Source organism: uncultured Cetobacterium sp. (genome assembly GCF_947072685.1).
GTDB lineage: Bacteria > Fusobacteriota > Fusobacteriia > Fusobacteriales > Fusobacteriaceae > Cetobacterium_A.
This window is the reverse complement of record NZ_CAMTIK010000002.1, coordinates 55,476-70,503: the sequence shown is the minus strand read 5'-3', so window position 1 is coordinate 70,503 and position 15,028 is coordinate 55,476. Positions and strand designations below refer to the sequence as shown.

At 30.2% G+C, this 15,028-nt stretch carries 13 protein-coding genes; 8 read left to right on the top strand and 5 right to left on the bottom strand.

All coding sequences use genetic code 11. The features are described 5' to 3' along the window. Positions 1–91 precede the first annotated feature (91 nt). Positions 92–802, top strand: coding sequence for a glycerophosphodiester phosphodiesterase family protein (locus Q0V67_RS01005; RefSeq protein WP_297596186.1), 711 nt, complete (start codon positions 92–94; stop codon positions 800–802). Positions 803–823: 21 nt separating this feature from the next. Next, positions 824–2,359, top strand: a complete 1,536-nt coding sequence (locus Q0V67_RS01000) for a sodium:alanine symporter family protein (protein WP_297596185.1) — start codon at positions 824–826, stop codon at positions 2,357–2,359. A 46-nt stretch (positions 2,360–2,405) separates the two neighbouring features. Here the strand turns inward: Q0V67_RS01000 and Q0V67_RS00995 are convergent, their stop codons facing one another. From Q0V67_RS00995 to proC, 3 genes are all read right to left on the bottom strand, one after another. Continuing rightward, on the bottom strand, positions 2,406–3,071 hold the full coding sequence (locus Q0V67_RS00995; protein WP_297596182.1) for a DUF3298 and DUF4163 domain-containing protein: 666 nt from the start codon (positions 3,069–3,071) through the stop codon (positions 2,406–2,408). A 14-nt stretch (positions 3,072–3,085) separates the two neighbouring features. Beyond that, positions 3,086–3,934: a mechanosensitive ion channel domain-containing protein gene (locus Q0V67_RS00990; protein WP_297596180.1), complete on the bottom strand. Its 849-nt coding sequence runs from the start codon at positions 3,932–3,934 to the stop codon at positions 3,086–3,088. A 78-nt stretch (positions 3,935–4,012) separates the two neighbouring features. Continuing rightward, positions 4,013–4,822: a pyrroline-5-carboxylate reductase gene (gene proC / locus Q0V67_RS00985; RefSeq protein WP_297596178.1), complete on the bottom strand. Its 810-nt coding sequence runs from the start codon at positions 4,820–4,822 to the stop codon at positions 4,013–4,015. A 155-nt stretch (positions 4,823–4,977) separates the two neighbouring features. On the opposite strand from proC, the gene Q0V67_RS00980 reads away from it, so the two are divergent. From Q0V67_RS00980 to Q0V67_RS00965, 4 genes are all read left to right on the top strand, one after another. Further along, on the top strand, positions 4,978–5,136 hold the full coding sequence (locus Q0V67_RS00980; protein ID WP_297596177.1) for a rubredoxin: 159 nt from the start codon (positions 4,978–4,980) through the stop codon (positions 5,134–5,136). A 72-nt stretch (positions 5,137–5,208) separates the two neighbouring features. Further along, positions 5,209–7,869, top strand: a complete 2,661-nt coding sequence (fdhF, locus tag Q0V67_RS00975; RefSeq protein ID WP_297596175.1) for a formate dehydrogenase subunit alpha — start codon at positions 5,209–5,211, stop codon at positions 7,867–7,869. 55 nt (positions 7,870–7,924) lie between these two features. Next, the gene (gene hcp, locus Q0V67_RS00970; RefSeq protein WP_297596306.1) at positions 7,925–9,580 is read left to right on the top strand and encodes a hydroxylamine reductase; all 1,656 of its coding nucleotides are present in this window, start codon (positions 7,925–7,927) and stop codon (positions 9,578–9,580) included. A gap of 105 nt (positions 9,581–9,685) precedes the next feature. Then, a complete protein-coding gene (locus tag Q0V67_RS00965; RefSeq protein WP_297596173.1) occupies positions 9,686–10,417 on the top strand; it encodes a DUF305 domain-containing protein in 732 nt (243 codons plus the stop codon). A gap of 33 nt (positions 10,418–10,450) precedes the next feature. Here the strand turns inward: Q0V67_RS00965 and Q0V67_RS00960 are convergent, their stop codons facing one another. Both Q0V67_RS00960 and Q0V67_RS00955 read right to left on the bottom strand, forming a co-directional pair. Further along, positions 10,451–10,942, bottom strand: a complete 492-nt coding sequence (locus tag Q0V67_RS00960; RefSeq protein WP_297596171.1) for a DUF2147 domain-containing protein — start codon at positions 10,940–10,942, stop codon at positions 10,451–10,453. Positions 10,943–10,954: 12 nt separating this feature from the next. Then, positions 10,955–11,872: a hypothetical protein gene (locus tag Q0V67_RS00955; RefSeq protein WP_297596169.1), complete on the bottom strand. Its 918-nt coding sequence runs from the start codon at positions 11,870–11,872 to the stop codon at positions 10,955–10,957. A gap of 405 nt (positions 11,873–12,277) precedes the next feature. On the opposite strand from Q0V67_RS00955, the gene Q0V67_RS00950 reads away from it, so the two are divergent. Both Q0V67_RS00950 and Q0V67_RS00945 read left to right on the top strand, forming a co-directional pair. Then, positions 12,278–13,807, top strand: a complete 1,530-nt coding sequence (locus tag Q0V67_RS00950) for an ABC transporter substrate-binding protein (RefSeq protein WP_297596167.1) — start codon at positions 12,278–12,280, stop codon at positions 13,805–13,807. 23 nt (positions 13,808–13,830) lie between these two features. Continuing rightward, positions 13,831–14,997 (top strand): amidohydrolase, encoded by a 1,167-nt coding sequence (locus tag Q0V67_RS00945; RefSeq protein WP_297596164.1) that lies wholly within the window; start codon positions 13,831–13,833, stop codon positions 14,995–14,997. The last annotated feature ends 31 nt before the right edge of the window (positions 14,998–15,028 follow it).

Below are 15,028 nucleotides of genomic sequence, written 5' to 3'. Positions count from 1 at the left end.
ATATAATATATTTGTATCGCAAGAGAGAAAAGAGAGAGCGAGAAAACCTTTACTAGGTTTTTTTGCTTTTTTTATTTTTAAGGAGGTTTAAATGGAAATATTAGCACACCGTGGTGCTTCTGGTACATCCCCAGAAAATACTTTATCCGCTTTTAAAAAAGCTTTAAAAGATGGGTGTGATGGTTTTGAATTCGATATTCAACAAACCAAGGATGGCAAAATTGTAGTGTTTCATGATTGGACGCTTGAAAGAACTTCTAATGGAAAAGGGAATCTTAAAGAATTCACACTTGAAGAATTAAAAAAATTAGACGTTGGGAGCTGGTTTTCAAACGATTACAAGGATGAACGAATCCCTACATTAGAAGAAACTCTTAACATTATTCCAGATGACAAATTTATTAATATTGAATTAAAAGAGGAGTTTTCTAAGGAAAGAGGGACCGAAGTAAAACTATTTGAGATTTTAAAAAAATATCCTAATAAAAATATAGTTGTTTCTTCATTTAGTCATAACTTGTTAAAGAATTTAAAAAATTTGGATAAGAATATTAAAATCGGTATTCTTATCGAAGGAAGCTTGATCCATTTAGATAAATATATTGAAAATCTAGGATTTGATATCTGTGGTTACCATGCTGATAAAAATTTTTTAAAACAAGAAGACATAAACTATTTAAATAGTAAAAATATCGATATAAACGTTTGGACTGTAAATTTAAAAAAAGATGCTAGAGTTTTAAAAGAAATGGGAGTTACAAGAATAATAACTAACTTTCCTAAAGAGATTACAAATTATTAATTACAACATTGGGAGGATTTAATGAGTTTTGAAACTGGAGTAAAATTAGTAAATTCTATTGTACAAAGTGATTTCTTTGTATATTTATGTCTTGGTGCGGGGGGATTCTTTTCGTATAAAACAAAATTTGTTCAACTTAGATACCTAAAAGAGATGGGTAAATTGATGCTTAAAAGAAAAAAATCAAGCCAAGGTATATCTTCTTTCCAAGCATTATGTACAACGCTTGCCGGAAGAATTGGAACAGGAAATATTGCCGGAGTGGCAACTGCTATCTCTTTAGGAGGACCAGGTTCTATATTTTGGATGTGGGTTATCTCACTTTTAGGTGCGAGTACATCTTTCATTGAGTGTGTTCTTGGACAACTTTACAAAGAAGAAGTTGATGGTGAATATAGAGGAGGACCCGCCTACTATATCGAAAAAGGAACTGGTAAAAAAGGATTTGGGATACTTTTCGCTATATTGATTGTTATTGCCATGGGATTTCTTTTACCTGGGGTCCAAGCAAACTCAATTGCAAGTAGTATGAGAGTAGCTTTTGATATAGATTCCCAAATAATAGGCTTAATATTAGTTTCTTTGATCTCTCTTATTATATTTGGTGGAATCAAAAGAATTGCTGTTGTTTCTGAATTTGTTGTTCCTTTCATGGGAGCTATTTACCTAATGATGGCTATTGGTATGGTTATTGCTAACTACACTAAAGTACCTGAGGTTTTCTCTCTAATTATAAGTTCCGCTTTTGGAAAAAACCAAATTTTTGCTGGAATGCTGGGAGCAGGAATATCTTGGGGAGTTAAAAGAGGAATATACTCAAACGAAGCTGGAAGAGGTACAGCACCTCACGCAGCATCTACTGCTGAAAGTGATCATCCTGCTGAACAAGGATTTGTACAAGCACTATCTGTATTTATAGACACAATCGTTATTTGTTCTGCAACCGCATTTATGATTATTGTTTCAGGAATGTATAACGTTCAGAATCCTGAAGGTGGTCTTCTAATCAATAATCTTCCTGGGGTAGATATGGGACCAGCATACACTCAGTATGCTATAAATACTTTCCTTCCTGGCTTTGGAAAATCTTTCATTGCTATAGCTTTATTCTTCTTTGCATTTACATCAGCTATGGCTTCATATTATATAGCTGAAACAAATATAACCTATTTAGCCAAAAGAACTATTAAAAATGAAGATTTCAGAAAAAAAGTTACTAAAATTGCTGTTAATATCATAAGAGTTGTAATTTTAGGAACAATTTACTTAGGAACAATCAGAAAAAGTGGTATTGCTTGGACTCTTGGAGATATTGGAGTAGCTGTTACTGCCTGGATAAACATTTTGGCTATGGGCTTTATCTATAAACCGGCACTAAAAGTTTTATGGGATTATGAAAAACAGCTTAAAGAAAAAGGTCATGGAAATATTACTTTTAATCCTAAAGATTTAGATATTGAACATGCTGAATTTTGGGAGAGAAAAATAAAATCACAACAAATAAGTGAATCTGAATCACTAGAAAATTCAGTTACTGGATATCCAATAACTGAATAATTATAAAATGCCTATTGAATAACTTAGTTATTCAATAGGCATTTTTTTAGCTATTTTCTATAGCAATTAGATATTGTTTTACACTTTCTAAAGAATATTTAAATGTTGGCATTCCTGATGAATAGGGTGCTATATCATATAGATTAAATATGATTACTACAAATTCACCGTCGAAATATATGTTTGCATTTCTTATATCTACTTTTGCATCTGGAAAATAAATACGCTCCTCTAAAGGACCAATCAAATTTTCTTGTATCTCTTTTTGTATTTGTTCTTGTAAATATTTTAAGCCTTCTAATTTCATTATTTTTTCTATTTTAATATCTTCACCACTTTTAGAGTTTAAATTAAAAACTTTTAAATTTGTCATACCGTGAGCCCCACCAGTATATTCGTATGTTTCTAAAATTATACTCGTGATACCAATTTCACTTTTATAATCTTCGTATTTCATAACCAATTGAGACTGTATATTAAACTCCTCATTCTCTTTTGTTATTTTCAAAACATCTTGAATTGTTTTATTTTTCAAATTTTCTATTTCTTTATTGAAGCTATTTTGATATTTAATATCGTCTGATTTTATATTGGGAACATCTACTTCATACAAATAATTTTCCCCGCTCTTTTTAAACTCTATACTTCTAATAGATATGGCCATTAAATTTGAAGAAATTAACAGGAAAATTAAAACTTTTTTTAAATTCATTTTGACCTCCGTTTTTATTTATTTTGAGATAAATTGATATCTAAAATATTAAATGGAACATTTATATTTTCTTTATTAAAAACATCTAAAATATAAGCCATCAACTCCCCACGAACTTTATAATATCCTTTAGTTGGAGTCCAAACCATAAATAATATATTTATACTTGAATCTCCATATTCCATCGTGTTTATAAAATTTTCCCTTGTTCTATCAAGTCCATCGTATGTTTTAGATATATTCTCTAAAATATCAATAACTTTCTTCATATCCGAATCATAAGAAACCGATAGCATCAACTTTATTCTTCTGAAAAGATTTGTATCATAATTAATTATATTCCCACTTATCATCACATTATTTGGGATAATAACTCTTCTTCCATCCAAACTGTTTATATGAGTAGAAAAAACCTCTATTTTAACAACCTCTCCCATAACTCCATTTATTTTTATGAAATTTCCAATACTGAAAGGACGTGAAAAAAACAAAACAACCCCTCCTGCTAAATTGGATAAAAACTCTTTTAAAGAGATTCCAATTCCTAACCCTATCGCACTTATCATTGTCGCTATTGAACTTTCACTAAAACCAAAAGCTAATAGTCCTATCAGAAAAAATACTAAATTTAACCCTAATTTTGTTATTGATTTTGTAAACTGCTTTGTATTTATATCTTGATTTACAACCGGAATTTTTTCTATATACTTATCTACTTTTTTAACAAAATAACTTCCAATATAAATTATCAGTAGAAATGCCAGCAATCTAACTAAAAATACAATCATATCATGTCCTAAACTTTCAAAAATAGGTTCACCTCTATTATTTTTTAACATATTAAACGATTGATTAAAATTCATTTTTCCTCCCAATGTAAATCATTTTGTAATATTACTTCATCTAAATATATCCCATAAGTGTTACAATTCCTTTTTTTATTATAAATTCATTTTTTTAGCCTTTTCGATACAACTTTCCATAGCTTCAATAATTGAACTTCTAAATCCCGTCTTCTCCAAGTGCGCCACTGCTTCAATAGTTGTACCTCCAGGTGAACAAACCATATCTTTAAGAGCTCCAGGATGAATCCCTGTCTCTAAAACCATCTTAGCACTTCCTAAAACAGCTTGAGCAGCAAAAATATACGCCTTATCTCTAGGCATACCACCCCTAACAGCTCCATCGGCTAAAGCCTCAATAAACATATATACATATGCTGGAGAAGAGCCACTTGTTGCAACAACAACATCCATCAATTTCTCGTCCACTTTTTCAATTTTTCCAAAACTTTTCAAAATATTCCTTACTGTTTTTTCTTCTACAGTATTTAATGTTTCATCTATAGAATATGCTGTCATCCCTTCCCCAACCATGGCCGGTGTGTTTGGCATTGTCCTCACTATCTTTACATCTTTTCCAAAATATGATTTCAACTCCTCTATTGAGAATCCTGGAGTTATACTTATAACAATCTTATTAAAATTTATATCCTTTTTTATCTCATTTATTATCATTGGATATATATTTGGCTTTACAGATAAAATAACAACATCACAACTTATAACTAATTCTTTTTTATCTTTGACTTTAGTTAACATGTATTTCTGTTCTAATCTATTTACTAATTCTTCATCTAAATCATAAATAAATATGTTTTTAGATCTAATCTCCGAATTGTTTAAAAATCCATTTAACATCGCTTGAGCCATGTTCCCTGTGCCGATAAATCCAATTTTAATATTTTTCATATCCACTCTCCTTTAATCTTGTTTTCTTAAGAAATATTATAGCAAAAAAATTCTAAATATTTCATTTTTTTTAAAGGAAAAACTAAAAAATCAAAGTAAACCTTTTTTAAGTAATTATAATATTTTTAAGATAAAACTAGGTAGGAGGTATTTTTATGGAAAAATGGAAATGTGTTGTATGTGATTGGGTGTATGATCCCTCAATTGGAGATCCTGATAATGGTGTAGCTATAAATACAAAGTGGGAAGATGTTCCTAGCTCTTGGGTTTGCCCTATTTGTGGAGCTGGAAAAGAGGAGTTTGAAAAAGAATAATCCAACAGAATAAGAGTGCTGAGGTTCTATTTTATACCTCAGCTTTTTTTAACTTTTCAATAGGAGGATACTATGATTAAAGTTACTATAAATAATAATTTTTATCACTTCGATACCAATATATCTGTATTAGAGGCATTAAAATCAATAGATATTGACGTCCCTACCTTTTGCCATGACCAAAGATTTGAAAAAAAACTCGGGATATGTGGGATGTGCGCTGTTACTATTGATGGCAAAATTACTAAAAGTTGTAAAACTCCAATTTCTGATGGAATGATTGTTAATTCTGAAAATATAGAAGTTATTCAAAATAGAAAAAATCTACTCCAAAAATATATCGATAGTCACCACACCAATTGTCTTATTTGTGAGAAGTCTGGAGAATGTAAACTTCAAAACTATTGCTATCAATATGGAGTTGATAAAACAATTTCTAATTCAACAGAACTTATTCTTGAAGATAGCTCTAATCCATTTTTTTCAATCAATCCCAACAAATGTATCGGATGTGGGAAATGTGCACAAATATGTCGTGAACTCCAATGTAACCATGCACTAAAATTAAAACAAACAAATGGTAAAATCCATACTTGGGCAAATGGAGCTGATAATATTAATTCTTCATCCTGTGTTTCTTGCGGGAACTGTGTCAGCTTTTGTCCTGTCGGAGCCCTTCTTCCAAAATCTAAAATTAAATTTAGACATTGGGAAACTAAAAAAATCAAAACTACTTGTGGATATTGTGGAGTTGGATGTCAAATTATATTTGAAAAAAAAGATAACACTATTTTAAGCGCCACTCCCGATTTAACAGAGCCTAATATGGGCTTACTTTGTGTTAAAGGAAAATTTGGTTATAGCTATGTAAATCACCCAGACAGGTTAAAATTTCCTCTTATCAAAAAAAATGGAATTTTAGAAAGAGCAACTTGGGATGAAGCTTTTTCTTTAATTGTAAACAAATTAAAAGACACTATAACAAGCTATACTCCTCAGAGCATAGGAGCCCTCTCTTCAGGAAAATGTACCAACGAAGAAAACTATCTTTTTCAAAAATTTTTTAAAGGGGTAGTTAAAACTAATAACGTTGACCACTGTTCAAGACTGTGTCACAGTTCCTCTTCCATCGCTCTTGAAAAAACTTTAGGATTTGGGGCTATGTCAAACAGTATAAATGAAAGCTTAAATTCAAAAGTTATTTTTTTATCTGGGGAAAATATCAGAGAAAATCATCCTGTTTTAGGAGCTAAGTTAAAAAATGCAATCCAAAAAGGAGCTAAGTTAATTATTTCTGATATAAGAGATATAGATCTTTCAGATGAGGCCGACATATTTTTGAAAATTACTCCTGGAACAGATATTGCACTTATAAATGCAATGATTAATTTTATTATTTCAAACAATCTATACGATTCTAAATTTGTTGAAAATTACACCGATGGTTTTGAAAATTTAAAAAATTCTGTAGATAAATATACACCTGAGTATTCAGGAAAAATTTGTGATGTTAATCCTAGTCTAATTATCGAGGCTGCTAAAATCTATTCTAGTGATATAGCCGCAATCTATTTAGGGATGGGGAATACTCAACACCGGAATGGAACTGACAATGTTATTGCTCTTTCAAATCTAGCTCTTATTTGTGGTAATATTGGTAAACTAAACGCTGGAATAAATCCTTTACGTGGACAAAACAATGCCCAAGGAGCGTGTGATATGGGAGCTTTTCCAAATATTTTTTCAGGTTATCAAAAAATTGAAGATGACCTCGCTAGAAAAAATATGGAAAAATTTTGGGGAGTTTCTGGAATTTCCCCTTTATCTGGTCTAACCGTTGTTGAAATGACAGATAAAATTTTTAAAGATGAGATGAAGTTTTTATATATTATGGGTGAAAATCCTTTTATTTCAGATCCAAATTTAAACCATTTAAAAAATTCTTTTGAAAAACTAGACTTTTTAGTGGTACAAGATATTTTTTTAACTGAAACTGCTCAACATGCTGACGTAGTTTTACCTTCAAGTTGTTTTGCTGAAAAAGAAGGTACTTTTACAAATACTGGTAGAAGAGTTCAGCGGGTTCGAAAAGTTGTTAATTCTCCTGAGGGATCTAAAATTGATCTAGATATTATTCTTGAACTTATGTCACGTATGGGCTATGAACAAACAAATAAAACTCCTGAAAGTATTATGGATGAAATTTCAAACATAACACCTCTCTATCATGGGTATAACTATACTCTAATTGAAAATGAGGGCTTACAATGGCCACTAAAAAATAAAAAAGGAACTAAATTTCTATATGAAAATAATCCCCCTAAAAACGGACGCTATTCTCTCATTCCTGTTGAAGTAATCAATCCACTAGAAACTATAAGTGAGGAATACCCTTATTATTTATCTACAGGAAGAGTTCTTTATCAATATCACACAAGAACCATGACTGGAAAAGTTAACGGATTAAATGAAAAATGTCCCGAAGCTTATGCCGAAATGAATTCAAAAATGATTATAAATCTCAAGAAAAAAGACGGGGATTATATAAAGATAAAATCTCGAAGAGGAGAAATTTTTACCAAAATTAAATTGAGAGAGGGAGTTAAAGATGGTGTTATTTTTGTTCCATTTCACTTTTCCGATACCCTTGTAAATCTATTAACTGAAAGTGAATTCTTAGAACCTAACTCCAAAACACCTGAATATAAAATATGTCCCGTTAAGATAGAATAGTATCAAGAAAAAATTATATGAATATATCTATAAAATAATTTTATTTAGGAGGTAAATTATGTCAATGTTTTGCTACCAATGTCAAGAAACTGCTATGAATAAAGGATGTACAATACGTGGGGTTTGTGGAAAAACTCCTGAAACTGCAAAATTACAAGATTTATTAATTCATACTGCTAAAACAGTTTCAGCATATATCAATTTACTAGATGGAAAAACAATACTCGACAACGAGATGCATTGTTGGATAATCAATGCTTTATTTATCACAATTACAAATGCTAATTTCGACGATAGTGCAATTATAGACGAAATTGAAACTGGAGAGATGTACCGGGAAGCTTTGGAAATAAAAATTTCTGAACTTTCTATTAATATACCTGAAAAATATTCTAAATTTATTGATTGTACTTGTGAAATGCAAACTGAAGAAACTTTATTGGAATATGCTGGAAAAGTAGGTGTCTTAAGAACACCAAACGAAGATATCCGTTCTCTTAAAGAAACTATTTTATATGGACTAAAAGGATTAGCTGCCTATGTTGAGCACGCTAAAAATTTAGGAAAAGAAAATTTTGAAATCTATAGTTTTGTAGAAAAAACTCTTGCTAATATTGATGACGATTCTTTAACTTTAAATGAATTGGTTACAATGGTTTTAGATGTAGGGAAATATGGTGTTTTAGCCATGGAATTGTTAGATAGTGCTAATACTTCCGCTTATGGAAATCCAGAGATAACAAAGGTTAACTTGGGAGTTAGAAGCAATCCAGGAATACTAATCTCTGGGCATGATTTAAAAGACTTAGAAACACTTTTAGAACAGACTAAAAATAGTGGTGTTGACGTTTATACACACTCAGAAATGCTTCCTGGAAATTCATATCCATTTTTTAAAAAATATGAAAATCTTGTTGGAAATTACGGTGGTTCTTGGTGGCATCAAACTAAAGAATTTATAAGTTTTAATGGACCTATACTTTTTACCAGCAACTGCTTAGTTCCTCCAAGAGGGACAATTGCGGGGTATTTAAATAGAGTTTATACTACAAATTCTGCTGGAATGTCTGGCTGTAAACATATTTCTCCAGATGATAGTGGGAATAAAGATTTTTCTGAAATTATAAATCAAGCAAAAACTTGTAATCCTCCTATAGAGATTGAAAAAGGAGAAATTTATGGTGGCTTTGCTCATAATCAAGTCTTAAACTTAGTAGATAATATTGTTGAAGCTGTCAAATCTGGGGCAATAAAAAAATTCTATGTAATGGCTGGTTGTGATGCTCGAATGCAAGATCGAAAATACTATACTGATTTTGCACTTGCACTTCCTAAAGATACTGTTATTTTAACCGCCGGTTGCGCTAAATACCGATACAATAAACTAAACTTAGGAGATATTGACGGAATCCCTAGAGTTCTAGATGCTGGGCAGTGTAATGATTCATACTCTCTCGCAGTGATTGCTTTAAAATTAAAAGAAGCTTTTGGATTAGATGATGTCAATAATCTTCCCATTGTATTCAATATTGCTTGGTATGAGCAAAAAGCTGTTTTAGTACTTCTTTCTCTTCTACACCTAGGATTTAAAAATATCCATATAGGTCCTACTCTACCAGCATTTTTAACTCCTAATGTACTTAAAGTTTTGATTGATAATTTCCAGCTAGGGACAATATCAACAGTAGATAAAGATATTGAAAACTTTTAACTTAAAAATAAGAAGGTAGATTTTCTATCTTCTTATTTTTTTTAAAGGATATATTCATTTTATTTTTAATAATAAGACTACATATGCTTTACTAAGGAGGATCTTATGGATTTTAAAAATTTAAATATAATGGTTGGAATTGCTGCCTTATTTTCTACTGTTTCACTGACATCTTATGCTTCACAAATCGAAGAACAAAAACAGCATAACGAATCAATTTCACATGAAAAACAAATAAACAAAACAACCTATACTATATTAACTTCAGTTAATGATATTATTTCAAAAAAATATGAATTCTTCAAAGAATACGAAAGTTACGCTCACATGATTATGATGAATTCTAACTCTGATAAATTTTTAACAAATGATGTTGCAAATAATTTTGTTATATTTATGATTCCTCATCATGAAGCAGCTATCATTAGTAGTCTTGGAGTAATTGAATACACAAAAGATTCAAAAGTTAAATCACTAGCTGAAGAAATAGTTAAATCCCAAAAAAAAGAGGTTATTGAAATGCAAAACCTTTTAAAATCTGGTGATTTAAGAGGAAATAACAACCCCGAGTTTAAAATAACACTTGAAAAAATTATGAGCGAAATGATGAAAGATATGTCTATTTACAAATCTAATTCAAATACATCAAAAGATATCACAACAAGTTATTTAAAAAATATGATTATCCATCATAATGGTGCTATTAAAATGGCTCAAGCTTATCTTGAACAAGGTAAAAATCAAATACTGTTAAATATGTGTGAGAATATTATTTCCTCTCAAGAGAATGAAATAAAAAAGATGAATGAACTTTTAAAAAATATCAATAAAAATTAATGATCTGATTCATATAATATGGGAAGGTTCCCCTTAATTTGGTATAACCTTCTCCACATTATATACTTTTCCATTCTTTATTTTTACGCGTTTAACTTTCATTGAATACCCTAAAATACCCCACTTATCTAAAGAACCTCTTAAATTCAAAGTATTTTCATCTATTTTTTTAACAGTTCCATAATACATTTTTCCATTCCATGAATCATATATCCATCCATCCACCAACTCTGTTTTAGATTTATTTAAATAAAGTCCACCAACAACTTGTAAATTCATAATTTTTCTATTTCTTAAATTAGAATTTGAATTTTTTCTATCAAACTGTTCCACCCCTTCCATACTATCTCCTTCTGGATAATACAAATTTTTCAACCACCGAACATACCCAACATATTCATTGTTAATTTTCTCTATTTGTATTACTACTTTTTTATCAGGCATTTCCCAATATCCAACATATGAATCTTCTGCATAAGAAATCATTGTAATTAAAAAAAACAAGTATAATGTTACTTTTTTCATAATATACACCTCTTATTTTATAATAAATATATAGTCTTTCAATCCTCTCAATTCAAAAAGTTTTTTCATTATTTTTTTAGTTCCTACTTTTGATATTGGAAATCCATTTTCTTCTAAAACTTTAAAACCTTTATATGTATTTTCCATAACTTCATTTAAATATGCTGATTTTATTTCTTCAATACTGTTTTCTTCATATTTTATCTTAGAGGTTAATAAATTTACTTTTCCTTGCTCTCTGTCTTCATCCATATCAAAAAAATCATCCAATGCCTGTAACCCCATTCCAATTTTATAAAGCCCTTTTGCATAGTTTGTCATTTTTATGTTTTTTTCTAAATATTTCGGAATCTCTAAACTGATTTCTAATAATTCACCTCCTATTCCAGCATGTATTTTTTTTAAAATATATTCAGCATCAGGATATATCTCATATTGAGAAACATCTCTTAAACTTTCACTGATTGCAATCGAATAAATTTTTTCTAAAATTTTTATGCTCACTAAATTGTCAGAATCCGATATTTTCAGTGCTTCTTTAGTTAAAGCATCTTGACAAAATAATGTTATAAATGAATTTTTTACAATATCATTTTGTAATTTTTTTATATATATTAACCCTTTTTTTTCGTTATCTATCACATTATCTGTAGATGTAACAATTTGCCTTAAATAAATAATTATTTTGCCATAACTTATAGCTCTTTCTTTTTTTATTCCTGCCTCAACAAAAGTTGAAAGCATCAATAGTGTAAAGAAATTTTTTTGTAATGATTCTTTAAAATTTTCATTTTTAAATTTAAACTCTATATCCTCTATAAATTTAAAATTTATAAAATCTTTGTAAATCTCCTTTTGAATCTGCTTCAATAAATTAAAAGATTTTAATAACAAATTACTCATTTTTAAATTATTTTTTATATTTTTCACAATATCCCTCCTGATATGTATTATAGTATATTTTTTAACAAAAAAATATTTTTTTATTTTTTCTTGACAATTATATTTTTTTTTACTATACTTAACAAAACATTTGAAGTCCCATAAAAAAAACTTCAGTGCTATTTTTTTAAACAAGGAGGAAAGTTATGTCTATATTTATATTTAGTCTATTTTTTTATCTGCTGCTATCATTTATAATACTGATACAGTTTTTTGATATAAAAATTTTTATTAGGCTAATTATAAATAACTTTCTAAACTTTTTTAATTTTATAAGGGATTAGTTTAAACTACCAAAATCCTACTATCTTAAAATTCAAAATTGTTTTATAGTTCTTTAAACAGCCTAATAGGGCTGTTTTTTTTATAAATTTTAAAAAGGAGATGATTTTTATGAACAACAAAATTAATAATCTTATTTTAAACAGTTTAACTTTTATTTTTCTATTCTCAACAACTTTGGCATCTAATAAAATTGAGTCAATCAGTGACACTCTTATTATTGCACAAAAAGCTGATGCTAAAACTCTAGATCCACAAAAAAGTATTGATACCGTTTCTAACAAAGTTATAAATCTCATATTTGAATCTCTCCTTACTATTGATGAAAACTTAGAGATAACCCCTCAGTTAGCTGAAAAATGGGAGCAAGTTGATGATTTGAATACAATCTTCTATTTAAAAAAGGGTGTCAAATTTCATGATGGAGAAACTATGACATCTGAAGATGTTGTCTATTCTTTAAATAGAGCTAAAAATTCTCATCAAGTTGGATATAATTTTGTACCTATTATTTCAATAGAAGCTATGAATGAGTATACAATAAAAATAACAACAGACAAACCTTTTGGGGCTATGAATAAATATCTTACACAGGTTGGCGGATCAATCGTAAGTAAAAAATCTGCTGAAAAATTTGGAGAAAAATTCTTTTTAAACCCTATTGGAACAGGACCTTATAAATTTAAAGAATGGATTCCGGGAGAGAAAATTATTGTCAATGCTTTTGAAAATTATCACGGTGAAATTTCAAAAAATAAATCCTTGATTATTAGAAATATTCCAGAGGTGAGCAACCGAATGATTGCACTTGAAACTGGAGAAGTTGATATCTCTTTTGATATAGGAATTATGGATAGGGAAGCTGTTCAAAATCATAAAGATTTAAACCTTATGGAAGTCGAGGCACCATCTACTCTATATTTAGGTTTTGATGATAGCAATCCTTTATTTAAAAATACTAAACTTCGACAAGCTATTGCATATGCGATTGATAACGAAGTTTTAGCCGAAGTTGTTTTCAAAGGGTCGGCTATTGCTGCAGGGTCTCCTGTTCCACCTATTCTAGATGTTTATAATCCAAATGTAAAAAAATATGAACAAAATTTCCAATTGGCAAAACAACTGTTAACTGAAGCAGGATATCCAAATGGAATAAAAATGGAGTTGTGGACAGCTACACAATCTACATGGCTTGATATTGCTACAATTATTCAGGCTCAAGTTAAAGAGATTGGTATTGATTTAGAGATTCGAACTTTTGAATGGGGTGCTTATGTTTCTAAAACTGCTGGCCCAAACAAAGCTCTTTACCTGCTTTCTTGGAATATAGGTTCTGTGGATGGAGATCCTGCTCTTTATCCTCTATTCCACTCTTCTGAAAAAGGGTTATCTGGAAATCGTAGTTTTTATGAAAATACAGAGGTCGACAAAATACTTTTAGAAGCTAGAAATACAATTGATCAAAATAAAAGAAAAGAACTTTATTTTAAGGCACAAGAGATTATTCAAGAAGACCTACCTCACTACACACTTGTCTATCCCCACTACAATCTAGCATTTAGAAAAGATGTGAAAAACTTAGTTTTACAAAAAAATGGATTTACAGATCTTGCTAAAACATATGTTATTGAAGATAATTAAAATTTTAAAAGGAGGATTATTTTATGAAAACAAAAGAATTATCTAAAAAATATAAAAATTATGTTATCGATATGAGAAGAGAGTTCCATAGATTTCCGGAGGCAAGCCTTCAAGAGTACAGGACTTCAGCCAGAATCAAAGAGGAATTGGATCGTTTTGGAATTCAATCAGAAATTATTGCTGATACTGGTGTAATTGCAACAATTGTAGGAAAATATCCAGGTAGAACAGTCGCACTTAGAGGTGATATAGATGCACTTGCCGTGGTTGAAACTAGTTCTAAAGAGTATGCTTCCAAAAATCTAGGCCTTATGCACGCTTGTGGTCACGATACACATGCCGCTATGCTTCTTGGTTCAGCTCGAGTTTTAAACGATATGAGAGATAACCTTAATGGAACTGTTAAATTTTTATTTCAACCTGGTGAAGAAGTTGCAAGAGGAGCTCTAAAGATGATTGAGGCAGGTGCTCTTGAAAATGTTGATAATATTTTTGGAATGCATATCTCTTCTGATCTTCCTTGTGGTACTATATCTGCCGACTCAGGTCCTCGATGCGCTTCTGCTGATATTTTTTCCCTAAAAATAGTTGGGAAAGGTGGTCATGGTGCTCGCCCTGAGCAATGTGTTGATGCTGTTGTAGTTGGTTCAGCTATTGTTATGAACCTTCAGTCTGTCGTAAGTAGGGAATTTTCTCCTTTAGAGCCCACAGTCCTTACAGTTGGATCCATAAAATCCGGAACTCGTTTTAATGTTATAGCCCCAACGGCAATATTAGAAGGCACTACGAGATGTTATAATCTAGATATCCGTAAAAATTTCCCTAAAATTATAGAGCGTGTCGCTAAATCTACCGCTGAAGCTTATCGTGCTAAAGCTGAGCTTACCTACACATATGGTGTTGGTCCAACCATCAATAACGAAACTTATGCTGACCTAGCTCAAAAATCAGCCCAAAAATTGGTAGGTGCAGAAAATGTTATTAGCCGTCCACCATCTACTGGCGGAGAAGATTTTTCTGAATTCTCAAACCGTATTCCTGGAGTTATGGTTAATCTTGGAGGACAAAATAAAGAAAAAGGTTTTATTTATCCCCATCATCATGAAAAATTTGATATTGATGAAGAGGCTTTAGAAATCGGAACAGCTTTTTATGCACAGTATGCCATTGACTATTTAAACTTAAATTAAAAACTTTATTCAATAAGAAAATGAGGATACC

Excerpts from the sequence above, each read along its gene's own strand:
- Q0V67_RS00960 (WP_297596171.1), bottom strand. The coding sequence starts at position 10,942 with ATGAAAAAAGTAACATTATACTTGTTTTTTTTAATTACAATGATTTCT.
- fdhF (WP_297596175.1), top strand. The coding sequence starts at position 5,209 with ATGATTAAAGTTACTATAAATAATAATTTTTATCACTTCGATACCAAT.
- Q0V67_RS00945 (WP_297596164.1), top strand. The coding sequence starts at position 13,831 with ATGAAAACAAAAGAATTATCTAAAAAATATAAAAATTATGTTATCGAT.
- Q0V67_RS01005 (WP_297596186.1), top strand. The coding sequence starts at position 92 with ATGGAAATATTAGCACACCGTGGTGCTTCTGGTACATCCCCAGAAAAT.
- proC (WP_297596178.1), bottom strand. The coding sequence starts at position 4,822 with ATGAAAAATATTAAAATTGGATTTATCGGCACAGGGAACATGGCTCAA.
- Q0V67_RS01000 (WP_297596185.1), top strand. The coding sequence starts at position 824 with ATGAGTTTTGAAACTGGAGTAAAATTAGTAAATTCTATTGTACAAAGT.
- Q0V67_RS00980 (WP_297596177.1), top strand. The coding sequence starts at position 4,978 with ATGGAAAAATGGAAATGTGTTGTATGTGATTGGGTGTATGATCCCTCA.
- Q0V67_RS00950 (WP_297596167.1), top strand. The coding sequence starts at position 12,278 with ATGAACAACAAAATTAATAATCTTATTTTAAACAGTTTAACTTTTATT.
- Q0V67_RS00990 (WP_297596180.1), bottom strand. The coding sequence starts at position 3,934 with ATGAATTTTAATCAATCGTTTAATATGTTAAAAAATAATAGAGGTGAA.
- Q0V67_RS00965 (WP_297596173.1), top strand. The coding sequence starts at position 9,686 with ATGGATTTTAAAAATTTAAATATAATGGTTGGAATTGCTGCCTTATTT.
- Q0V67_RS00995 (WP_297596182.1), bottom strand. The coding sequence starts at position 3,071 with ATGAATTTAAAAAAAGTTTTAATTTTCCTGTTAATTTCTTCAAATTTA.